Source organism: Stenotrophomonas sp. KH_029 (assembly GCF_057839765.1).
Genome location: NZ_CM174498.1, coordinates 2,893,572 through 2,915,161 on the forward strand (window position 1 = coordinate 2,893,572; position 21,590 = coordinate 2,915,161).

General features: G+C 68.7%; 15 protein-coding genes. 4 read left to right on the forward strand and 11 right to left on the reverse strand.

Going from position 1 to position 21,590, the window contains the following annotated elements:
* Positions 1–34: 34 nt before the first annotated feature.
* The 3 genes from secG to AC3ITM_RS13155 all read right to left on the reverse strand — a co-directional run bounded on the left by secG (position 35) and on the right by AC3ITM_RS13155 (position 2,903).
* On the reverse strand, positions 35–475 hold the full coding sequence (secG, locus tag AC3ITM_RS13145; protein ID WP_228884379.1) for a preprotein translocase subunit SecG: 441 nt from the start codon (positions 473–475) through the stop codon (positions 35–37).
* Positions 476–514: 39 nt separating this feature from the next.
* Positions 515–1,291 (reverse strand): triose-phosphate isomerase, encoded by a 777-nt coding sequence (gene tpiA / locus AC3ITM_RS13150; protein WP_489265566.1) that lies wholly within the window; start codon positions 1,289–1,291, stop codon positions 515–517.
* Between the two features lie 619 nt (positions 1,292–1,910).
* The gene (locus AC3ITM_RS13155; RefSeq protein ID WP_489265568.1) at positions 1,911–2,903 is read right to left on the reverse strand and encodes an isopenicillin N synthase family dioxygenase; all 993 of its coding nucleotides are present in this window, start codon (positions 2,901–2,903) and stop codon (positions 1,911–1,913) included.
* Between the two features lie 134 nt (positions 2,904–3,037).
* Here AC3ITM_RS13155 and AC3ITM_RS13160 point away from each other — a divergent pair, with 134 nt between their 5' ends.
* Genes AC3ITM_RS13160 through AC3ITM_RS13170 form a run of 3 tightly spaced genes read left to right on the forward strand, consistent with a single transcriptional unit; the run spans position 3,038 to position 6,930 of the window.
* On the forward strand, positions 3,038–4,903 hold the full coding sequence (locus tag AC3ITM_RS13160) for a DUF3413 domain-containing protein (protein ID WP_489265570.1): 1,866 nt from the start codon (positions 3,038–3,040) through the stop codon (positions 4,901–4,903).
* A gap of 34 nt (positions 4,904–4,937) precedes the next feature.
* Entirely contained in the window at positions 4,938–6,089 is a 1,152-nt protein-coding gene (locus tag AC3ITM_RS13165; RefSeq protein WP_489265572.1) for a glycosyltransferase family 4 protein, read from the forward strand.
* Positions 6,076–6,930, forward strand: a complete 855-nt coding sequence (locus AC3ITM_RS13170) for a polysaccharide deacetylase family protein (protein WP_489265573.1) — start codon at positions 6,076–6,078, stop codon at positions 6,928–6,930. Before AC3ITM_RS13165 ends, AC3ITM_RS13170 begins: the two co-directional genes overlap by 14 nt.
* A gap of 791 nt (positions 6,931–7,721) precedes the next feature.
* On the opposite strand, the gene glmM is transcribed toward AC3ITM_RS13170, so the two are convergent.
* The 5 genes from glmM to trpB form a co-directional block, all read right to left on the reverse strand.
* The gene (gene glmM, locus AC3ITM_RS13175; protein WP_489265575.1) at positions 7,722–9,089 is read right to left on the reverse strand and encodes a phosphoglucosamine mutase; all 1,368 of its coding nucleotides are present in this window, start codon (positions 9,087–9,089) and stop codon (positions 7,722–7,724) included.
* The gene (accD, locus tag AC3ITM_RS13180; protein ID WP_489265577.1) at positions 9,089–9,979 is read right to left on the reverse strand and encodes an acetyl-CoA carboxylase, carboxyltransferase subunit beta; all 891 of its coding nucleotides are present in this window, start codon (positions 9,977–9,979) and stop codon (positions 9,089–9,091) included. Before accD ends, glmM begins: the two co-directional genes overlap by 1 nt.
* 522 nt (positions 9,980–10,501) lie before the next feature.
* Positions 10,502–11,308 carry a tryptophan synthase subunit alpha gene (trpA, locus tag AC3ITM_RS13185; RefSeq protein ID WP_489270106.1) on the reverse strand — a complete coding sequence of 269 codons (807 nt, stop codon included), beginning with the start codon at positions 11,306–11,308 and terminating at the stop codon, positions 10,502–10,504.
* A gap of 7 nt (positions 11,309–11,315) precedes the next feature.
* On the reverse strand, positions 11,316–11,999 hold the full coding sequence (locus AC3ITM_RS13190) for a hypothetical protein (RefSeq protein ID WP_489265579.1): 684 nt from the start codon (positions 11,997–11,999) through the stop codon (positions 11,316–11,318).
* Entirely contained in the window at positions 11,996–13,213 is a 1,218-nt protein-coding gene (trpB, locus tag AC3ITM_RS13195) for a tryptophan synthase subunit beta (protein ID WP_489265581.1), read from the reverse strand. The genes AC3ITM_RS13190 and trpB overlap by 4 nt, the downstream gene beginning before the upstream one ends.
* A 95-nt stretch (positions 13,214–13,308) precedes the next feature.
* Here trpB and AC3ITM_RS13200 point away from each other — a divergent pair, with 95 nt between their 5' ends.
* Complete coding sequence (locus tag AC3ITM_RS13200) at positions 13,309–14,199, forward strand: LysR family transcriptional regulator (RefSeq protein ID WP_489265583.1); 891 nt, start codon at positions 13,309–13,311, stop codon at positions 14,197–14,199.
* A 154-nt stretch (positions 14,200–14,353) separates the two neighbouring features.
* Here AC3ITM_RS13200 and AC3ITM_RS13205 read toward each other — a convergent pair whose 3' ends face one another.
* From AC3ITM_RS13205 to AC3ITM_RS13215, 3 genes are read right to left on the reverse strand one after another with little or no spacing between them, the layout of a single operon-like run.
* Positions 14,354–15,451, reverse strand: coding sequence for a toxic anion resistance protein (locus AC3ITM_RS13205; RefSeq protein ID WP_489265584.1), 1,098 nt, complete (start codon positions 15,449–15,451; stop codon positions 14,354–14,356).
* Between the two features lie 58 nt (positions 15,452–15,509).
* On the reverse strand, positions 15,510–16,232 hold the full coding sequence (locus AC3ITM_RS13210) for a hypothetical protein (RefSeq protein WP_489265586.1): 723 nt from the start codon (positions 16,230–16,232) through the stop codon (positions 15,510–15,512).
* A complete protein-coding gene (locus AC3ITM_RS13215) occupies positions 16,229–21,565 on the reverse strand; it encodes a DNA repair ATPase (RefSeq protein WP_489265588.1) in 5,337 nt (1,778 codons plus the stop codon). Before AC3ITM_RS13215 ends, AC3ITM_RS13210 begins: the two co-directional genes overlap by 4 nt.
* Between the last annotated feature and the right edge of the window lie 25 nt (positions 21,566–21,590).

Below are 21,590 nucleotides of genomic sequence, written 5' to 3' on the forward strand. Positions count from 1 at the left end.
GCCTCCGTCATCGCGCCGCATATTGTAACCGTCTTCAGCGAGTCTGGGTGCCTTCGGCAGGCTTTTCTTCACCAGATTTCGGCGTTGCCGCCTGAGCCGGCACAGTGGCCTGCGGAACCGGCTGCGGGACAGCGGTTTCCGGGGCCTTGGGCACGGCCGGGAGTTCACCGGCCGGCGCGGCCGGGGTGGTGGCCACCGGGGCCGACATCAGGCCCAGGTCCTGCTGCGCGGCGGGCCGCGAGCCATGGCTGGCGTACCAGGCCATGAACAGGCTGATGCCGAAGAACACCACGGCCAGCCACTTGGTCGACTTGGACAGGAAGTTGGACGCGCCACGCGCGCCGAACACGGTGCCCGAGGCACCTGCGCCGAAACCCGACCCTGCGGCCGCGCCGGAACCGCGCTGCATCAGGATGAGCGCGATCATGGCAACGGCCACCAGCACGTAGACCACATTGAGGATCAACATCAGCATTTCGAATCCGTCCTCGGACATGTCATGTAGTGCCGGCTGTCAGCCGGCAACATTACTATTTAACTGTTTAGCCGCCGCATCGACGATGGCCAGGAAATCCGCGGCCACCAGCGAGGCGCCGCCCACCAGCCCGCCGTCGACATCGGGCTGTGCGAACAGCTCGGCAGCGTTGTCGGGCTTCACGCTGCCGCCATACAGGATCGGCAACGAATCGGCGATTCTAGCATCCAGCCTGGCCACTTCGCCACGGATGAACGCATGGACCTGCTGGGCCTGCTCCTTGGACGCGGTCCGGCCGGTGCCGATGGCCCAGACCGGCTCATAGGCGACCACGGCGTGCTGGAAGCCGGCCGGGCCCGCCAGGGCCAGCACCGGGGCCAGCTGGGCGGCGATGACCTGCTCGGTCTGGCCGGCTTCACGCTGCTCCAGGGTTTCGCCCACGCACAGCACCGGAACCAGGCCGGCATGGACGGCGGCGGCGAACTTGCGGGCGACCAGCTCGCTGCTCTCGCTGTGGTACTGGCGGCGCTCGGAATGGCCGACCAGGCCATAGCGGGCACCGACTTCGGCCAGCATCGCGGCGGAGACTTCGCCGGTGTAGGCGCCCTTTTCGTTGCTGCTGACGTCCTGGGAGCCGAAGAACACCGGCCGCCCGTCGAACTCCTCGACCAGTTCGCCCAGGTAGGGCAGCGGCGGCAGGATGACCACGTCCACGCCGTCACGCGGCAGGCTGGCGACCAGGTCGCTGACCAGGTCCGTGGCGAATTGGCGGCTGCCGTGCAGCTTCCAGTTACCGGCGACGATCTTGCGACGCATGGGCGGGGCTCCGTTTGGGTATCAGCCGGCAATGATACCGGATGAAACGCATCGGGGTTGCTGCGAAAACGCTTACATTTCAAATGGATATTGGAGGTCGTTGCGAACGGCGGGGCATTCCGGTGGGTCGGGCGCTGGGCCCCCATACCCTTTCCGGCGAATGTCCCCCGGCGTCGGCCTGCGGGCCGGCGCCTCCTCCTTTACTTCGCCTCCAAGGGCATGGGGGCCCAGCGCCCGACCCACCGACTGCAGCAAGAAAAGCCGCGCGTCCACTTGCTTGCCGCAAGCCGAGCCCCGTAGCGGCCGGTAGGCCCCTGGGCAAAGTAAAGGAGGAGGCCGCCATGCGGCCGGGGGACATTTGCGCCAGGGGCCTACCAGCTGCTACGGGGCCCAGACGCTCGCGACAGACCCAAACGAAGACGCCAGCCGCTCCAAACGGCGCCTGCACACCCGGCCACCCGCATAGCGTCGTGCTCACTCTGCGACTGCCTGCAACAAGACGCTCCCCTCAGAGGGGAGAAGCACCATAAAGAAGGCCGCCTTTCGGCGGCCTTCGCAGGCATGCCGACCCACGGGTCGGCATCCACCAGGCGGGATCGGCACGGGGCCGATACCCCCCTTACTTCAGCTTGATCTCGCGCAGGCGCTCTTCCAGGAAGCCGTGGGCGGTGATCGGCTCGGGGTAGCGGCTCGGGTTTTCCGGGGTGATGCAGGTGGGCAGCACGTCGATCAGGAAGTCCGGGTTGGGGTGCAGGAAGAACGGCACTGAATAGCGCGGCTGGCGCGCCTGCTCGCCCGGGGGATTGACCACGCGGTGGATGGTGGACGGGTACACGTGGTTGGTCAGGCGCTGCAGCATGTCGCCGATGTTGACCACGATGGTGTCCGCGTCGGAAGTGAACGGCACCCACTTGCCCTCGTGCGACTGCACCTCCAGCCCGGCCGCGCTGGCGCCCACCAGCAGGGTGATGAAGTTGATGTCGCCATGCGCGCCGGCGCGCACGTTGGGGATGTTCTCGGCGGTGATCGGCGGGTAGTGGATCGGGCGCAGGATCGAGTTGCCGTGGTTGGTCTTGTCGGCGAAGAAATCCTCCGGCAGCCCGATGTGCAGGGCCAATGCCGACAGCACCCGCGAGCCCAGATTGTCCAGCGCCTGGTACAGGGCATAGCCGCGCTCGCGGAAGCCCGGTACCTCGCTCGGCCACAGGTTCGGGGCCATCACATCCCGGTACCTGGAGTCGTCCGGGATTTCGCGGCCGATGTGCCAGAACTCCTTCAGGTCGAAGTGCTGGGAGCCCTTTGCCGTTTCCACGCCGAAGGCCGTGTAGCCGCGCGCGCCACCGCTGCCGGGCACGTGGTACTGGCGTTTGGTCGCTTCGGGCAGCGCGAAGAAGGCCTTGAAGACCTCGTAGGCGCCGTCGATGTCGACCTGCGCAATGCCGTGGTTGCGGATGCCCGCGAAGCCCCATTCGCGGTAGGCCGCGCCCAGCTCGGCGACGAACGCCTCGCGGTCGCTGTCGAAACGGGTGATGTCGAGGGTCGGGATCTGGCTCACAGCGGTTCCTGGCTTGTTCGGATGGGTCGAGGCCACGCCTGTGGCCCGGCTGAACATTGTGCCAGATCCGACCATCGGCACTCCCGACACATTGATACAAGCCGATACAATGCGCGCCGACCGCCTATCGGCGGTCTTCCGACGCAGCCGCCGCCACGTCCCCTCCCCCTCCTGCGCCGCCGATCCACGCCATGGACGTTTCACCTCCCTGTTCCACCCCGCCCCCGACCGCGCGCTGGCAGCGCCTAGCGTGGCTGAGCCTGTTCACTGCGGTCAATGCCGGGGTGGCGATCGCCATCGCGCTGGGCAACACCCCCGTGGGCGACAACCCGGGCGGCGCCCTGGGCCTGGGCTATCTGGCCGTGGCCCTGCCCGGCCACTTCCTTGCCTTCGGCGCGCTGGTATCGCTGCTGCCGTTGCTGCTGGGCCTGTGGCGGCGCTCGCCGCGCGCGCTGGTCGCCAGCGCCGTGGTGCTGCAGGCGCTGTGGCTGGGCCTGCTGCTGGTGGATGCCAAGGTGTTCGCCCTGTACCGCTTCCACCTCAATGCCATGGTGCTCAACATGGTGTTCGGCGGCGCCCTGCGCGACCAGGTGGCGCTGTCCTGGCAGACCTGGCTGCAGTCGGCGGCGGTGATGGCCACGGTGCTGCTGGCCGAGGGCTTGCTGGCCTGGGCCTGCTGGCGCCTGGTGCCGGCCGGCGCGCGGCGCCGCCCGCTGCTGCTGGCCTGGGCCACCGGCCTGGCCCTGATGGGCATCGGCCAGCTCGCCACCGCCTACTACGATGCCCGCGGCGAGCGCGCCGTGACCAGCCAGTGGGCCTATCTGCCCTGGGCCCAGCCGATCACCGCCAAGCGCCACATGCTGCAGCTGGGCGTGCGCAGCCTGCCCCAGGCCAGCCTGCCCGACCCGCGCCACAGCCAGCTGCAATACCCACTGCAGCCGCTGCGTTGCCAGAGCAACACCCAGCCCAACGTGCTGGTGGTGGTGCTCGAATCGCTGCGTCACGATGCCCTCGACGCCACCACCATGCCCAATACCTGGGCACTGGCCCGGCAGTCGGCGCTGTTCGAGCAGCACTACAGCTCCGGCAACGCCACCCGCTACGGCCTGTTCGGGCTGCTCTACGGGCTGCCCGGCGGTTATTGGCAGAGCATGCTCGATGAGCAGCGCGGCTCGCTGCTGTTCGATGTGCTGCGCCGCCAGAACTACGCCCTGCACCTGTACGGCAGTGCCCCGTTGTCCAGCCCGGAGTTCGACCGCACCGCCTTCGCCCAGGTCCGCGACCAGTTGCACACCGCCCCGTCGGCACTGCCGGTGGCCGCGCGCGACCGCCATGTCATCGACGCGCTGCGCGCCGACATTGCCGGCGCCGGCGCCGGCCACTGGTTCGGCCTGGCGTTCCTGGACAGTTCGCACGCCCCCTACCACCTGCCGCCGGGCTATCGGCCGCTGGCCACGCCGATGGCCGCCAATATCGACTTCCTGGCCCTGGACGCCGACCACGACCCCCGCCCGGAACGCAACCGTTACCTGACCTCGGTGCACTACGCCGATGCGCTGATCGGCGAGCTGCTGGCCACCCTGCGCGACAGCGGTCAGGCCGACAACACCATCGTGCTGGTGACCGGCGACCACGCCGAGGAATTCAACGACCTGGGCCTGAATTACTGGGGCCACAACGGCAATTTCTCCGACCATCAGGTCCGCGTGCCGTTCGTGCTGCACTGGCCCGGCCGCGCGCCCGGCCGGCACGGCGCCCCCAGCAGCCACGAAGACTTCGTCCCCACTCTGCTGCGCCACGGCCTGGGCTGCGAAAACGCGCTGGCCGATTTCAGCACCGGCCAGGATCTGTTCGCCCCGGCCGCGGGCAACCGTGCGCTGCTGGTGGAGAGCTGGTCCCAGCGCGGCATCCGCCAGGGCGGGCACACCTACGTGTTCGACAAGTTCGGCAATGCCACCGCGCTGGACCACCGCTACCTGCCCCTGATCAACCAACAACCCGACCCGGCCGCCGTGCAAACGGCCTGGGGCGCGCTGACGCACTTCCGCCGCCACTGACCGGCGGCCGGCCCATCACATGGAACGTTCATCGATGAACAAACCCCTGAAGATCCTGCATACCGAAGCTGCCAAGGGACTTGGCGGACAGGAGATCTACATCTACCGCCACATGCTGGCGATGCGCGAGCGCGGCCACGATGTTTCGCTGCTGTGCCAGCCCGGCGCACGCCTGGGCGAGATCGCGCACGAAGCCGGCTTCACCGTGCACCGGTTGAAGATGGGGGGCCTGCTGCGCCTGCTGCGTGGCATCTGGACGGTGGCGCGGCTGGTGCGCGCGCAGGGCTACGACGTGGTCAACACCACCAGCCGTCGCGACAGCCTGATCGCCGCCGCCGGCGCGCGGCTGGGCCGCACCCCGCTGGTGGTGCGCTCGCGGCACCTGATGAGCCCGGTCAATTCGCTGCTGACCTATACCGGCCTGCCGCACCGGGTGATGACGGTGAGCAGCTTCGTCAAGCAGCTGCTGGTGGCGCGCGGCATCGCCGATGCGCACATCGGCATCGTGCCGCCGATCGCGGTGCCGCCGCAGTGGACCCGGGCCCACAGCGAGGACCCCTGGCAATGCCTGCGCGACACCCGTGCCGAGGTACGCCGCGAACTGGGCTTCGATGACAGCCAGGTGGTGGTCGGCTGCGTGGCGGTGCTGCGCGAGCCCAAGGGCCACACCGAGCTGCTGCACGCGATCGCGCCGCTGTGCCGTCAGCACCGGCACCTGCAACTGGTGATCGTCGGCGATGGCCAGCCGGTGATGGACCGCCTGATCGCCCTGCGCCGCGAGCTGGGCGTGGAAGCCCAGGTGCATCTGCTCGGCTACCGGCACGGCGCCTGCCGGCTGATGGCCGGCTTCGATATCTTCGCCCTGGCCACGCACAAGGAAGCGGCCGGCACGGTGTTCCTGGAAGCGGCCCACGTGGGCGTGCCGATCGTGGCCACGCGGGTGGGCGGCGTGCCGGAAATGGTGCTCGAAGGCAGCAATGCTATGCTCGCGCCGCTGGGCGACCGGGCCGCGCTGACCCTGGCCCTGCAGACGCTGGTCGAACAGCCCGAACAGCGCCGGCGCATGGGCCGGGCCGGCTGGGAATGGATGCGCAGCGCGCAACGCTTCACCCCGGCCGGGCATACCGAAGCGACCGAACACTATTACCACCAGTGGTTGAAGGAACTGGGCCATGGCCAACGCTAGATCGGTGCCGGTGCTGATGCACCACCACGTGTCGCCCTCGCCGGGCATGATCACCGTGTCGCCGGAAAACTTCGAAAGCCAGATCGCCTGGCTGGCCGGCAATGGCTGGACCTCGTTGACCCTGGAGCAGTACGCCGGTTTCCTGGCCGGCAAGCCGGTGCCGCGCAAGTCGATCGTGATCACCTTCGATGACGGCTACCTGGACAACTGGGTGTACGCGCACCCGATCCTGCTCAAGTACGGCATGCATGCGGTGGTGTTCGTGGTCACCGGCTGGATGGGCGAAGGCCCGCTGCGGCCGCATGCCGGCCAGGCCGGCGCGGTGTTGCCGGCCACCCCGGACCATCGCGGCTGCGAGGCGGCGATCCTGCGCGAGGGCCGCACCGACGATGTGATGATGCGCTGGAGCGAAGCGCGCGCGATGATTGCCGCCGGCACGTTCGAAGTGCACTGCCATACCCATACGCATACGCGCTGGTTGAAGCAGGACATCAGCCGTGAGCAGAAGCGCGAGGGCATCACCCGCGACCTGTCGATGGCCCGGCACGTGCTGCAGCAGCAGCTGGGCGAGGTGTCGGACACGCTGTGCTGGCCGTACGGTGATTTCGACGCCGATTACCTGCCGATCGCCCGCGAGCAGGGTTTCCGTTACCTGCACACCACCCACCCGTTCGGGCGCAACGTGGTGGGCGGCGATCCGGAGCACATCTACCGCTTCGCGATCCGCAACCGCCCGGCCAGTTGGCTGCGCAAGCGCATCGCGTGGAGTTACCACCCGTTGATCGCGCCGGTATTCAACCGGTTCAAGGCCAGGCAGAAAAAGATGGTGCCCGGGCCGTAGGCATTTGCGTGCCGGCAATAAAAAAGGTTCTTCGCCGATTTGCGGGGAGTAAGTTGCGCACTAAAGCCCCAGATCAAAGGCAATGACCGACATATGCGCTGATTGGGTTGGCGCGGCTGGGTTGGCGGGACACGCCGTAAACCCATCCGTGGGGGCTTGGCGAAAACATCCATGTTTTCGACAGTCCCGCCAACCCAGCCGCGCCAACCCTCCACACATGGCTGGCACGCACGGGAAAGCGTAGGTCCGAGCCACGTTTGGACAGCGTGATGCCGAGACGATGCGTGTCCGACCACGGGTCGGACCTACCTGTGCTGGGGTTGCCAGGACCTGGAGCAACGTCAGACCGCGGTCGGATTACTGTTGCTGTTGCTGTTGCTGTTGCTGTTGCTGTTGCTGTTGCCCGTGATCTTGATCTACCTCCCCCTTGGAGCGAGCCGAGCATCGCGATCCCATGCGTCCGGGAACGGGCGCGTTGCGACGCGTTCTTCACTGCGGAAATTCGTTGTTACGGAGGCGCGGGCGTGTTCTTTGGTTACTTTCTTGCACGAGCAAGAAAGTGACTCGCGCCCCGCAGGGGCACGAAACGCTTTTGAAGTTATCCGCGAAGCGGCAACAGCAGCGGCAACAACCGGACAACGGCCGGCCCTACTCGGTGGCATGCCCCCCGCAATGCCACAGCATTTGACGGGCTGTAGCCCCGGAAATAGGCGAAGAACCATAAAAAAACGCCCCGAAAACCCGGGGCGCTTTTTTTTGTCGGCAAACTCGACGGTCGTGCCGAACGAGCGTCAGGCGGCAGCGGCTGCCTTGACCGCGCTGGACAGGCTGTCCAGGGTGGACTGCATCAACTCGGCAGTGTCGGCCTCGACGGTGACGCGCACCACCGGCTCGGTGCCGGACGGGCGGAGGAACGCGCGGCCGCGGCCCTTCACCGCCTGTTGCGCGGCGGCCAGCGCGGCCTGCACGCCATCGGACTGCACGATCGCCTTGGCCGACACCCCGGCCAGGCGCACGTTGACCGTCTTCTGCGGCACCCGGACCAGCCCGGCCAGCGATTCGCGCAGGGTCCGGCCTTCACGGCGCAGCACTTCCAGTATCTGCAACGCACTGACGATGGCATCGCCGGTGGTGGCGCGGTCCAGGCACAGCAGGTGGCCGGAGGCTTCGCCACCGAGCACGCCGCCGCCTTCCACCAGGGCCTGGTGCACGTAGCGGTCGCCGACATTGCTGCGCATGAACGGTAGGCCCAGCCGCTCCATCGCCTGTTCCAGGCCGAAGTTGGTCATCAGCGTGCCGACCACCGGGCCGCGCAGGCGACCGTTGCGCTGCCACGACGGCGCCAGCACATACAGCAGGTCGTCGCCGTCGACCGGATTGCCCTGGTCGTCGGCCATCAGCACGCGGTCGCCGTCGCCGTCGAAGGCGATGCCCAGGTCAGCCTGCACCTGGCGTACTTTGGCGGCCAGGTTGTCGATGTGCATCGAACCGACGCCATCGTTGATGTTGACCCCGTTGGGCTCGGCACCGATGGTGACCACCTCGGCGCCCAGCTCGCGGAACAGCAGCGGGGCGATGTGGTAGGTGGCGCCATGCGCGCAGTCCAGCACGATCTTCAGCCCGCGCAGGTCGAAGCTGCGCGGCACACTGGCCTTGCAGAATTCGATGTAGCGGCCGACCGCGTCGCGCGCGCGCATCGCCTTGCCGAGGCGGTCGGACTCGGCGGTGGTGAAGGCGCTGTCCAGCGCCGCTTCCAGCGCCAGCTCGGTGGCATCGTCGAGCTTCTCGCCATCGGCGGAGAAGAACTTGATGCCGTTGTCGTAGTGCGGGTTGTGCGAGGCACTGATCACGATGCCGGCATCGGCGCCCAGGGTGCGGGTCAGGAAGGCGACGGCCGGGGTCGGCATCGGGCCGAGCAGTTGCACGTCGGTGCCGGCGGCGACCAGCCCCGCTTCCAGCGCGGCCTCGAACATGTAGCCGGAGATGCGGGTGTCCTTGCCGATCACCACCACCGGGCGGTGGCCCGGGCGATGGCCATTGCGCTCGATCAGCACGCGGCCGAGCGCATTGCCCAGGCGCAGCACGAAATCGGCCGAAATCACCCCCTCGCCGACCCGGCCGCGGATGCCGTCGGTGCCGAAATACTTGCGCGCGCCCATCAGGCCGCCGCGTCCGCGTCCGCCGCCGGTGCCGGCTGGCGGGCGAGCATGGCCAGCAGCTCGGACAGGCGGTCGCGCATTTCACGACGGTCGCAGATCTGGTCGATCGCCCCGTGCTCGAGCAGGAACTCCGAACGCTGGAATCCTTCGGGCAGCTTTTCGCGCACGGTCTGTTCGATCACGCGCGGGCCGGCGAAGCCGATCAGCGCCTGCGGTTCGGCGATGTTGATATCGCCCAGCATGGCAAAGGAAGCCGACACGCCACCGGTGGTGGGATGGGTCAGCACCGAGATGTAGGGCAGCCCGGCGGCGCGCAGGCGGCCCAGCGCGGCGGAGGTCTTGGCCATCTGCATCAGCGAGAACAAGCCTTCCTGCATGCGCGCCCCGCCGCTGGCGGAGAAGCACACGTAGGGCGCGCCGATCTCCAGCGCCTTTTCGGCGGCCAGCGCGAAACGCTCACCCACCACCGAGCCCATCGAGCCGCCCATGAAGGCGAAGTCGAAGGCCGAGGCGACCAGCGGGCGGCCCTTCATCAGGCCCTGCATGGCGATCAGTGCGTCGTACTCGCCGGTGTTCTTCTGCGAGGCCTTGATGCGCTCGCTGTATTTCTTCTGGTCCTTGAACTTGAGCAGATCGGTGGGCCCCAGGCGGGCGGCGATCTCGGTGGTGCTGTCGGCGTCGAACAGTGCGGCCAGGCGCGCGCGCGCGCGGATGGCCATGTGGTGGCCGCACTTGGGGCAGACTTCCAGGTTCTCTTCCAGCTCAGGACCGTAAAGCGCGCTGCCGCAGCTGCTGCACTTTTCCCACAGGCCCTCGGGGACGCTGCGTTTCTTGCTGGGGACATTGTCGGTGCGGATGCCCGACGGCATCAACTTGCTGAGCCAACTCATGCGGGATGCTACTTCCGTTCAGGGCGGCCCGGGAGCCGCAAAGGCGGACAGTCTAGCTCAGCCCCTCCCTGCCCGTGCACCCCCTGCCGGGTGCGGTGGTGGACGGCAAAACCGTGCTGTGACGTATGTTTAGGAGAAGTTGACCGCGATCTACCTGCACTGTTGCGATCACCTCAAGCCAACGGTAGCGCCTCTGTCGTCAGGTGGGAGGCAGGCGGGCAGCCGCGCCCGGGACACGCACGTAAACCCCGCTCCGCGGTCCGGCCCAGCCGCCGGCGGCTGGGCGTTCGAACGCATGCGAGGCAGTGCCTCGCAAGCAATGCGCTTTCACCCCTGGGGGCTCGTGGGCGCCTTGCTCGTTTGTGCAGTCCTGCACAAACGGCAAGACCTGGGTTGGGCCTCCTGCCCAACCCGCCCGGCGCATGCGCCGGGCCCATGGCGCCCAACGGTCCCGGGCGCGGCTGCCCGCCTGCCTCTGCACAGTTTCACGTATGCGGATCGGAGAGCGGGGGCGCCGCTTGATCAGGCCTGGTCTAGCGCGGCACGCAGCGGCGCGAGGAAGGACGTTGCCGTCTGTGCGGCAGCGCCTGCATCGGCCGATTCACCCAGTACGGCGACCAAGGCGCTGCCTACTACGACGCCGTCGGCTTCGACGGCCATGGCCGCGGCGCTGGCGGCGTCCTTGATGCCGAAGCCGGCTACGACCGGGACGGTCGAGCGGCTGCGCAGGTCGCGCAGGCGGGCGCTGGCGGCGCTGCTATCCAGGCGCTCGGAGGCACCGGTGACGCCGGCGAAGCTGACGTAGTACAGGTAGCCCTGGGCCATGGCCGACAAGGTGTCCAGGCGCGCATCGGCGGTGGTGGGGGAGGCCAGCAGGATCAGCGCCAGCCCGGCGGCGGTGAAGATGGCGCGGGTTTCGGCCGCCTCTTCCGGCGGCAGGTCGACCAGCAGCACGCCGTCCACGCCGGCGGCGATCGCGGTCTGGGCGAAACGTGCGGTGCCGTGGATCTCCACCGGGTTCAGGTAGCCCATCAGCACCACCGGGGTGGTGGCATCGTCACGCCGGAAGGCGGCCACGGTGTCCAACACATAGCGCAGCCCTGCCCCACGCGCCAGCGCGCGCTCGGAGCTGCGCTGGATGGTCGGGCCATCGGCCATCGGGTCGGAGAACGGCACCCCGAGCTCGATCACGTCCGCGCCGGCGGCGGCGAGTGCGTGCATCACCGGCACGGTGGCGTCCAGCCCGGGGTCGCCGGCGGTGATGAAGGGGATCAGTGCCTTGCGGCCGGAGGCGCGCAGGCGGGCGAAACAGGCATCGATACGGTCCACACTCATCTCAGGCACATCCTTCAATCAATTCAACGGCGCCGCTGGCGCCCCAGTACAGGGTGGAGATCACCCCGTCGAAGATCTCCAGCCGGATCGCCAGATCCGAACCGGGGTCCTGCCAGGTCAGGTACACGCCCGTTTCCGGGTCGTAGGCGTGCGGCCGCTCGGTGCTGCCGCCGGGCAGGCGTTTGAGTGCTTCGGCGCGCGACATGCCCAGGCGCAGCCCGAACGGGCCGGCCTGGGTGATGGTTTCGTCCGAGCCGTCCAGCGTGGTCAGGTCGAAACGCTGTACGTGGTCGTCTTCGACCATCATCGACACCCCTTCGGGCAGGCTGCCGCGCTCGTAGTACTCGCAGCTGCCCGGCCCGGCCTCGCCCAGGCCGGCCGAATGCCACTGGGCGTCGGCATCGGCGGCGGTGAAACGCTGCCCGATCACGATATCGCCGGCATGGTCCAGGGCCACCGATACCACCGACGGCGCCGCCTCGCCGGTGGCGGCCATGGCCGCCGGCGCCGGGTCGTCTTGGATCGGGCGGTTGGCGATGTCGTCATCGTCGCCGGCCGGCGCCCGGGCCGGGGCGATGGCCGGCGCCGCCGGGGCGGCAGCCAGCAACGGCGGATCCGGCGGCGTGCAGCCGCCCAGGCCGACCACCATCAGCAGCGCACTTCCCTGGCGCAGCAGTGGATTCACAGGATCAGGCCCTCGCGCGCGGCGATGGTATGCACGTCCTTGTCGCCACGACCGGACAGATTGCACAGCACCAGGTTGTCGCGGGGCAGCTCGCGCGCGAGCTTGATCGCCTGGGCCACCGCATGGCTGGACTCCAGCGCGGCCAGGATGCCTTCGCTGTGCGCCAGCTGGTGGAACGCCGCCAGGGCTTCCTCGTCGGTGATGCCCACGTATTCGGCGCGGCCGGCATCGGCCAGGAACGCGTGCTCGGGGCCCACGCCGGGGTAGTCCAGGCCGGCCGAGACCGAGTGGGTTTCGGTGATCTGGCCGTCGTCGTCGCAGATCACATAGGTGCGGTTGCCATGCAGCACGCCCGGGCGGCCGGCGGCGATGGAGGCGGCATGGCGGCCGGTCTCGATGCCGTCGCCGGCCGCTTCGGCACCGACGATGCGCACGTCGCGGTCATTGAGGAAGGCATGGAACAGGCCGATCGCATTGCTGCCGCCGCCGACGCAGGCGGTGATCGCATCGGGCAGGCGGCCGTAGTCGGTGAACATCTGCGCGCGCGCTTCGCGGCCGACGATGGCGTTGAAGTCACGCACCATGCGCGGATACGGGTCCGGGCCGGCCACGGTGCCGATGATGTAGAAGGTGTCGCGCACGTTGGTGACCCAGTCGCGCATGGCCTCGTTGAGCGCGTCCTTGAGCGTGGCCGAGCCGGAGGTCACCGGCACCACGGTGGCGCCGAGCAGCTTCATCCGGTAGACGTTGATCTTCTGCCGCTCGATGTCGGTGGCGCCCATGTACACCACGCATTCCAGGCCCAGCCGTGCGGCCACGGTGGCGCTGGCCACGCCATGCTGGCCGGCGCCGGTCTCGGCGATGATGCGGGTCTTGCCCATCCGCGCGGCCAGCAGGGCCTGGCCGATGGTGTTGTTGATCTTGTGCGCGCCGGTGTGGTTGAGGTCTTCGCGCTTGAGCAGGATCTGCGCACCGCCGACCTGCCGGCTGAGCCGCTCGGCGTGATAGATCGGGCTGGGCCGGCCCACGTAGTGGGTCAGGTCCTTGTCGTAGGCGGCGATGAAGGCCGGATCGCGGCGCGCTTCATCGTAGGCTGCCGCCAGTTCCTGCAGCGGCCCGATCAGGGTTTCGGCGACGAAACTGCCGCCGTAGCGGCCGAAATGGCCCTGGGCGTCGGGGTAGGCGTGGAAATCGGTAATCGGGGATGCGGACATGGCGCGACAGCCGGTGGAGACAGGCTGCCAATTTAACGCACATGTCATGACGGGAATATCGATAATATCTGCGACGACCCGTCAGGAAAACTCACATGAGCGACCAGCCCCTGCCCCCGCTCAACGCCTTGCGCAGCTTCGAGGCCACCGCCCGCCTGGGCGGGGTCGGCCGCGCCGCGCAGGCCCTGCATGTCACCCATGGCGCGATCAGCCGGCAGTTGCGGGTGCTGGAGGACCACCTGGGCGTGGCCCTGTTCGAACGCGATGGGCGCGGGCTGCGCCTGACCCGGGCCGGCGCCGAGCTGCAGAGTGCCTGCGAGGGCGCGTTCGGGCAGATTCGCGAGGCGGTGGGCGCGCTCAAGCGCCAGCAGCGGCCGGACGCGCTGGTGCTGGGCTGCAGCGGCAGCATCCTGGCGCGCTGGATGATTCCGCACCTGCCGGCGCTGCAGCGCGACCTGCCGCAGCTGGCGTTGCATTGGTCGGCCCAGGACGGCAGCTTCACCGACGCCCAGCGCGGCCTGGACGCGGTGCTGCTGCTGGCCCAGCCGCCGTGGCCACGTGGTTGGCAGGTGCGCGAGCTGGCGCCCGAGCGGGTGGGCGTGGTGGTGAGCCCGCAGCACCCGGCGGCGGCGCGGTTGCGCCGGCAGCCGCCGTCGGCCCTGCTCGGCGAAGCATTGCTGCATACCGCCTCGCGCCCGCAGGCGTGGCCGGCGTGGGCGCTGGCGCATGGGCTGGACCCGGCGCAGCTGCAGCTGGGTAGTGGGTTCGAGCACCTGTATTACCTGCTGGAGGCCGCCGTGGCCGGGCTGGGCGTGGCGATCGCGCCCGAGCCGCTGGTGGCCGACGAGCTGGCCGCCGGCCGCCTGTTGGCCCCGTGGGGATTTGGCGCCACCGGCGGGTTCTGGGTGCTGGCCACGCCCGACGGGGCGGTGGATGCACGGGTGGATGTGCTGGCCGGGTGGTTGCAGCAGCAGTTGGCGGGGTAACCACAAGCATCCACGCATGGCGTGGATCTACCGGATCGTGGGAGCAGCCCGCCCCCTGAGTCAGGGGGCGCGCCGACAGGCGCAGGGTGTGGGTGCTGATGAACCGGGGCCCATGGTGTGCGCAGCCCACCATGGGACGTAAGTGCGAATGCGCTTACGTACCGGCCGCCAGGCGCTGCTGGACGTCGTCGCGCAGCCGCGCCAGCTCCACTTCGGCCTGCTGCCGCTGCTGCATGCCTTCGTGGTGGATGCTGCGTACTTCTTCCACCGTGGCAATCAGCTGCTCGTGCACATGGCGCAGGGTGGCCACGTCGATCACCGCACGCTGGTTGGCCTTGGCCGTCTCCACCGTGGTCTGGCGCAGCAGGTCGGCATTGCGGCGCATCATCTCGTTGGTCGCATCGTCGATGGCGTTGGACAACGCCACCGCGTTCTTCTGCTCGCTGAGCGACAGCTGGATGGCGAACTGGCGCTTCCACGACGGAATGGTGATGTCGCGGACCGTGTTGAACTTTTCGATCAACAGGATCGCATTGGCCTGGATCAGGCGGATCATCGGCAGCGACTGGTCGGCTGCATGCTGCATCACCAGCAGATCGCCGACGCGCTTGTCGAGCAGGCGGATCGCATTGTCCAGCTCGCCCAGGCGGATCCGCAGCTGCGGGTCGTCCTGGCCCAGCGCGGCCTGCTGTTCGGTACGAAGCTCGGTGATGCGGCGCTTGCCGGCGGCAATGTGCAGGCCCAGCGCATGGCGCTCGGTACGCACGATCTCGTGCATGCGGTCGAACTCGCCCACGCGCTGGCCCATCAGCGCCTGCTGGGTGCCGACATCGCCCATCAACTGTTCGATCTGACGGTTGGTGTCGCTGAACTTCTGCACCAGCTCGCCCTTGGACGCGCGCAGCTTGTCGATCAGGCCGCCGATCACCGGCACCCGGGAGCGTTCGGACAGGCCATCGAGCTTGAGCGAGCGGGCGATACGCACCACTTCGCCGAGCTTGTCGCCATTGGCATCCAGGTCGCGATTGCGCACCTGGTCCAGCAGCTGGCTGGAGAACGCGGCGGTCTTGGAGGCTGCCTCGCGCCCGAACACCTGCAGGTTGCCCGGGCGGATATCCTCCAGGCTGCGGCCGATCTCGGCGATCCGGGGCAGGTCTTCGCGGCCCAGGCCGAGCGCCTGCAGCGCGCTGTCGTCCAGCGCATCGGCAACGGTGACCGGCAACGCCGGATGGTCCTGCGGGTCCTGGCTCATCGGTGGATCTCCATGCTGGGTGGCGGCCGACGATGGCGCACCGGTAAGGGCAAGTGGTTCACGGGAGTCTAGCCTGCGCTGCGGCCACCTCGTCGGCGATCTGCGCCTGCAGCTGCGCGGCCTGCCGGTCGCGGGCGGCCTGGTCCTGTGCGTGCCGGGCCAGCGCCGCCTGTTTCCAGGCCGGCAGCAACACTTCGGCGATGCGCCGGAAGCGCGCCAGCAGGGCCTCATCCTGCGCCTGCAGCAGTTGCCATTGGGCCGCTTCGCTGCGCTGCAGGGCGGCCAATCGGCGCAGGTGGTCCAGGCGCTGTGCGAGCACGGCCTGCGCCTGTGCATCGGCCACTGCGGGCAGCAGCGCGTTGCCGGCGGCGATCCACTGCTCCAGTACCCACGCGGCCTGTTCGCTGGCGGCGATCGCGCCCTGGCGCTGCGCGCTGCCGGCCTGCAGGCGGACGGCGCTGTCCTGCGTACGTACCAGCAGCACGCCCAGCTGCGGTTGCAGCGCATCGGCGTCGAGCTGGCGTTCGACATCGCGGCCAAGCAGCCGGCCCCACCAGCCGGTCTGCCGGCGCAACCGCGCCGGATCGGCCGACTGCAGGGCCAGTGCAATCGACGCCAGTGCCGCGATCAACTCGCCGGCGCTGCTCGGCCCCGCCACGCCCTGCCCGCCTGCCTGCTGTGCGATGGCCTGCAGCAACGGCTGCCCATAGGCGGCCAGGGCCGCCACCGGCTGCGCGCCGGCCTGCGCGGCTGCAGGCGGTGGCGGCAGCGTCGTGCTCATCGGGGATCGTCGCCAACCGGCGTGTCGGTGCCCGCCGCCTCGCCGTAGAAGTGGCGCATCAAGGCTTCATCCAGTGCACGTTCTTCCGGCGTGGTCGCGCGCCGCGCGCGCGGGCGCTGGCGGGCCACCGGCTCGGCGTCCATCTGCTGGCGCACCCAACCGGCCAGCAACGCCAGGGTTTCACCGGTGCGCACCTGCTGCTGGTGAGATTGCCCCAGCAACTGCAGCAGCGGCGCCAATCCGGCCTGCAGGCCGGCCGCCAGCGGCTCGGCCGGCGCAGGTGCGGCGGCAGCCACCGGCGCCGGCGTGGCGCGGGCAGCCGACAGGCGCTCCAGCGCGGCCAGCAAGGCCGGCCAGGGCGCCGGCTCGGGCGAGGCCAAGGGGGTGGGCGGTGGCAACTGCAGCGCGCCGGCGATATCGGCCAGCTGCGCCACCACGCGCCCGCCGACATCGCTGTCGTCGGCGCCCATCGCCTTGTTGCGCAGGAAATCGCGCTTGATCTGCTGCCACCGCTCCAGCTCGGCACCCTGCAGCAGGCCACGCAGTTCAGCCAGCTTGAGCAGGTTCTCTTCGGCACCGGTGGTCAGCAGCTGCGCCTCGCCCTGGTAATGGTCCGATACCAGCTGCTGCAGCTCGGCCTCGTTCATCACCGGCGAGATCTTCTCCGACAGCTTGTTCATGTTGCGGTAGCTGCCCTGCAGCCGGAACGGCGGCTCGGTGCGGTAACGGTCATCCTGCGCGGCGCTGGCGATGTACTGCTGGTTGACCCGGTAGACCACGTCGCGCACGCGCAGCATGCGCTGCAGGGTGGCCACGATCTCGTTGATCTCCGCGCCGCTGTAGGCGTGGCTGAGCGCATTGGTGGAGACCTCCTTGCCCATCGCGCGCTCGACCAGCAGGTACAGGTCGGCCATGTCGCGGGTGGCCAGTGGGGCCAGCACCGGGTTGGAGGTCAGGCTGTTTTCGATGTAGCTCAGGGTGAAGGCATCTTCCATGCCGCCAAGCACGTCGCCGAGGTTGTAGATGTCGGCGCGGTTGGCCAGCATGTCCGGAATCTTGAACACTTCGCCGGATTCGGTATACGGGTTGCCGGCCATCACCACGCAGAATTTCTTGCCGCGCATGTCGTAGGTGCGGGTGCGCCCGCGCCACACGCCTTCGATGCGGCGGGTACCGTCGCACAGCGAGATGAACTTCTGCAGGAATTCGGGATGGGTGTGCTGGATGTCATCGACATACAGCATGGTGTTGTTGCCCATCTCCAGCGCCAGATTGAGCTTTTCCAGCTCCTGCCGCGAGGTGGCATCCGGCGCCTGGTCCGGATCCAGCGAGCGCACCTCATGGCCCAGCGCCGGGCCGTTGATCTTCATGAAGACCAGGCCCAACCGGTGCGCCACGTATTCCATCAGGGTGGTTTTGCCGTAGCCGGGCGGCGAGATCATCATCAGCAGGCCCATCAGGTCGCTGCGCTTGTTTTCGCCGACCGTGCCCATCTGCTTGGCCAGGTTGTCGCCGATCACGCCCAGGTAGACGTCGTTGATCAGCTTGTTGCGCACGAACGAGGACAGCGGCCTGGCCTTGAACTCGGACAGCCGCAGCGCATCGCGTTCACGGCTGACGATGCGCTGGCGGACCGCCTGGTAGGCGTGGAAGGCTGGCACGAACACGCCGGTGTGCTGCTGCAGGCGGGCCAGGAAATCATCCAGCGCCAGCGACAGCCGCCCCTGCACGATGCGCGGGTGTTCGCCAAGCAGGCCCTCGACGGTGACCAGCAGTGCGGTGTCGCTGGCGCGGGTACGCAATGCGCGCTGCACCAGCAGCAGCGCGGCCGCTTCGTCGGCATAACCGGCGTGGTCGAGCAGGCCGGGCATGCGGCACAGTGCGCGCAGCCATTGCCCGGCCAGCGCCCAGCGCGCCGCCAACCCGTCCTGCTCGCGCAGCAGCGCGCGTTCCAGCGCCTCGCGCTGGCCGGCGGCCTGCAACTGCTGGCCCAGCGCCTCGATCAAGGCCAGGGCATAGCGGCTGCTGGCGAACACCGGTTCACCGGCGGCCATTTCCTCGCCCAGGTAGGCCGCCGCGGCGGCGTGGTCGGCGGCGCTGAACGGCAGCTGGTTGTCTTGGTTGAACGCGGCCAGCGCGGCGGCCATTTCCGCGCGCAGGGCCAGCTGGCCTTCGCGCGAATCGAACAGGCGGGCGATCGCATCGGCACCGGCCTGGCGTGCCGGCCATTGCTGCACGTCATCGCGGCGCTGCTGTGCAGCCCAGAACAACATGGCCAGTGCGCGCGCACGCGGGGCATGCACGAGGGTGCCGGCAGCCTGCTGCAGCGGCAGCAGCGCGCGCAGGATGGCGGCGGCATCATGGTCGTGGATGCCGCGCTCATAGCCTTCGCGGTACCGCGGCGCGGCGAAGTCGCGCACCTGGCGGTCCAGCGCCTCCGGCTCGGCGGCGGCGTGCTGCAGGGCGGCCAGGTCCAGCCCGTCGCGGCCCTCCATGGCCGCCTGCAGCACGCTGCCGGCCAGGTATTCGCCGCGGTACAGGGACGACGATTCCGAATCCAGGCTGAGGTGCCAATACGCCTTGAGCGCAGTCAGTTCGGGATCCTGCAGGGTCTCCAGGAAGTCGGTGCCGGTCAGGTGGATGGCCAGTTCATCGCCACGCGGCAGCAGGGTCAGGTCCAGCGGCTGGGTGTTGACGCTGAAGCGGTGCCGCGGCCCCAGCCGCACCACGTTGCCGCCGGCCTCGAACAGCTCGCTGCGGTCGCGCAGCGCGCGCACGGCCTGGTCGCGCACGCCCTTCAGGCGCGACTCGATGTCATCGGCCTTGACGCTATCGCGCAGGTCGCGCAGGCGCTGCGCCAGTTCGCGCAGCTTGAGGATCAGCGGGTCGCCGGCGAAGAACGCATTGAGTTCGTCGCTGTTGCCGAACCGCTCGGTGCGCTTGGCCAGCCCGTCCAGGATGCGGGTGGCCGCATCCAGCACCGAGCGGGCCTTGCGCTGGCGCTCGTCCAGCAGCATCTGCTTGTGCGCTTCGAACGCCTCGATCAGCTCCTCGCGCTTGGCCAGGATGTCGCCGAGGAACTGCTCGTGCTCGCCGAACTGGCTTTCCAGCTCCTCCAGTTGCACCAGCAGGCGCGACATCTGTTCATCGGCTCGCTCGGGATCGGTGGCCATCGCCAGCGCACTGGTGATGGCCTGGGAGAACAGCGCGAACTGCGCGGCGAACTGGGCCACCGCCTCGGCCGAGCCCAGCGTGCGGCGGCGCTGTTCGGCGCGCGCGCGGGTCTGGTTCAACCGCGCATACACCGCCGAGATCGCTTCCACCACCCGGGTGCGGGCGGTGGCATCGTCCACCTTCAGCCCGGCCATCAGCTCGGACAGCATGTCCAGGTCGGCCGACATGGCGCGCATGCCGGCCAACTGCTCGTCCAGCACGCGCGCGCTCCCGGCCTGCTGGGCAGCGGCGTCCAGCGCCTGCAGGCGCTCGCCCAGCGGGGCCAGCGCGGCGTCGCCGGCCAGGAACGCACCGGTGGCCGCGCCGATGCTGTCGTGCGCCTGCTGCAGCGCGGCGGTCATTGCATCGATCAGGCCGGTGTCGATGTAGCGGTAGTCGCGGATGGTCAGCAACTGGCCGCGCTGGGTCGAGATCGCATTGAGCGCCTCGACGAATTCCTGCACCTGGGTCCAATTCTCCGGCTGCAGTCGGGTCAGCAGCGCCTTCTGCGCGACCTGGGCCTGGGCCATGGCCTGCGCCGACTGCTGCCGGATCGACTGCACTTTCTCGTATTCGTCCAGCACCGATTCGCCGGTGCTGCTGATCTGCCGCAACAGGCTGACCGCGCCGCCGCACTGCGCATCGTCCAGCCAATGGTGGGCGTCGAACAGCCGCCGGGTGTCCTGCACCAAGCGTTGGTAACGCTGCACCGAGACGTCGTCGCCTTCGATGGTGCGGGCCAGGTCGAACAGGTTGGAGATGCCGCGGACCAGTTCGGCGTTGCCGATCCGGCCCATGAACGTATTGCCGGGCGGCCGGCTGGCGGCGAACTCGTCGCTGCTGAACGGGGTCTGCCAGACCTGCATGGCGTGGATGCGGGTAGGCTCGCTGCCTTCGGCATGGAACAGCACCATGCGCCCGTCGTGCAGGAACGCATAGCCATGGCCGAACACCGGGTTCTGCAGCACCCGCTGGATGGTGTTGTAGACAAACAGCGCCGAGCGCCCGCCTTCGCGCTCGTAGAAGATGTACAGCATGTCCTCGCCGTTGGGCGAACGGATGGCACGCTTGAACTGCATGCCGTCCATTGCCGCGTCGAACGCCTTGTGCTCGCCGCTCTGCAGGTAGTAGCCGCCCGGGAAGATGATGCCGTGGTCTTCGGGCAGCTGCACGCAGGCCTGCACGATCGCATCGTTGCGGATGATGTTGCCGGTCAGCGTGTTGTAGATCAGGCCGCGCCAGACCGTTTCGCGGTACGGCAGCACCTTGAGCAGGATCAGCGAGCCGACTCGGGCGAAGTCGAACTGCGCATCGTCCAGCGACTGGGTGCTGTCCTCGACCGGTTCGCTGTAGACGCCCTGCCCGCTTTCGGTGTTGTTCTCGACCTTGATGGTGAGATCGCCACCGGTGGTTTCCACGAACAGGGTGTCGAGGATGTTCAGGTGCGCATGGCGGCCGTTGACGGCCATGTCGCGGGTGGCCCGGGTCCATTCGAAATCGAATGGCGGCGGCAGGGCGATATCGCGCTCGCCGCGGGCATCAAGGTAGGTCAACGCGCCATCGCGGGCCAGCGCCCAGCGGAACACGCGCACGTCGCTGCTGCGTTCGCCGATCTGGAACGCGGCCAGCAGCTTGTCGCCGATCACGATCAGCTGCAGCAGGCGTGCGTGCTTGTAATAGGCATACAGCTCGCCGAAGTCGTGCACGAAGGCCGGCTGGGCCAGGAAGCTGCCCTTGGCCTCGACCGGCACCACGTCATAGCCGTCCCCGGCCTGCACCAGCCGGTACAGGCCGAACACGTCCTCGACCCGGGTCTGGGTTTTCAGGCCGATGAACACGTTGTAGCCGAACAGCAGCAGGTCCGGGCCGACCTGCACGATGTCGCGGCCAACGCAGTTGTTCTCGCTGCGGATGCGGAAGCGACCGGTGACTTCCAGCCGGCTGTCGCCGAACTCGACCAGGCGCTGCCGGTTCAGTGCATCGGCAATGCCGCGCAGGCCGCTGCCCTGCTCGACCAGGCGGCGGCGCAGTACTTCATAGGCGCCGCCCTGGGCGACAGCCTGGTCGACGCTGGCGGCATCGGCGGCGGACGGGTCGGGATGGTTGGCGGTATCGGACATCGGCTTCCTTCCGGCTCACGGACAA

What these genes read in the sequence shown, in the direction of transcription:
- AC3ITM_RS13200 (WP_489265583.1), top strand. Translation starts at nt 13,309, where the DNA reads ATGAGCGACCAGCCCCTGCCCCCGCTCAACGCCTTGCGCAGCTTCGAG.
- glmM (WP_489265575.1), bottom strand. Translation starts at nt 9,089, where the DNA reads ATGGGCGCGCGCAAGTATTTCGGCACCGACGGCATCCGCGGCCGGGTC.
- AC3ITM_RS13160 (WP_489265570.1), top strand. Translation starts at nt 3,038, where the DNA reads ATGGACGTTTCACCTCCCTGTTCCACCCCGCCCCCGACCGCGCGCTGG.
- trpB (WP_489265581.1), bottom strand. Translation starts at nt 13,213, where the DNA reads ATGTCCGCATCCCCGATTACCGATTTCCACGCCTACCCCGACGCCCAG.
- AC3ITM_RS13210 (WP_489265586.1), bottom strand. Translation starts at nt 16,232, where the DNA reads ATGAGCACGACGCTGCCGCCACCGCCTGCAGCCGCGCAGGCCGGCGCG.
- AC3ITM_RS13205 (WP_489265584.1), bottom strand. Translation starts at nt 15,451, where the DNA reads ATGAGCCAGGACCCGCAGGACCATCCGGCGTTGCCGGTCACCGTTGCC.
- tpiA (WP_489265566.1), bottom strand. Translation starts at nt 1,291, where the DNA reads ATGCGTCGCAAGATCGTCGCCGGTAACTGGAAGCTGCACGGCAGCCGC.
- AC3ITM_RS13155 (WP_489265568.1), bottom strand. Translation starts at nt 2,903, where the DNA reads ATGTTCAGCCGGGCCACAGGCGTGGCCTCGACCCATCCGAACAAGCCA.
- AC3ITM_RS13170 (WP_489265573.1), top strand. Translation starts at nt 6,076, where the DNA reads ATGGCCAACGCTAGATCGGTGCCGGTGCTGATGCACCACCACGTGTCG.
- secG (WP_228884379.1), bottom strand. Translation starts at nt 475, where the DNA reads ATGCTGATGTTGATCCTCAATGTGGTCTACGTGCTGGTGGCCGTTGCC.
- accD (WP_489265577.1), bottom strand. Translation starts at nt 9,979, where the DNA reads ATGAGTTGGCTCAGCAAGTTGATGCCGTCGGGCATCCGCACCGACAAT.
- AC3ITM_RS13165 (WP_489265572.1), top strand. Translation starts at nt 4,938, where the DNA reads ATGAACAAACCCCTGAAGATCCTGCATACCGAAGCTGCCAAGGGACTT.
- AC3ITM_RS13215 (WP_489265588.1), bottom strand. Translation starts at nt 21,565, where the DNA reads ATGTCCGATACCGCCAACCATCCCGACCCGTCCGCCGCCGATGCCGCC.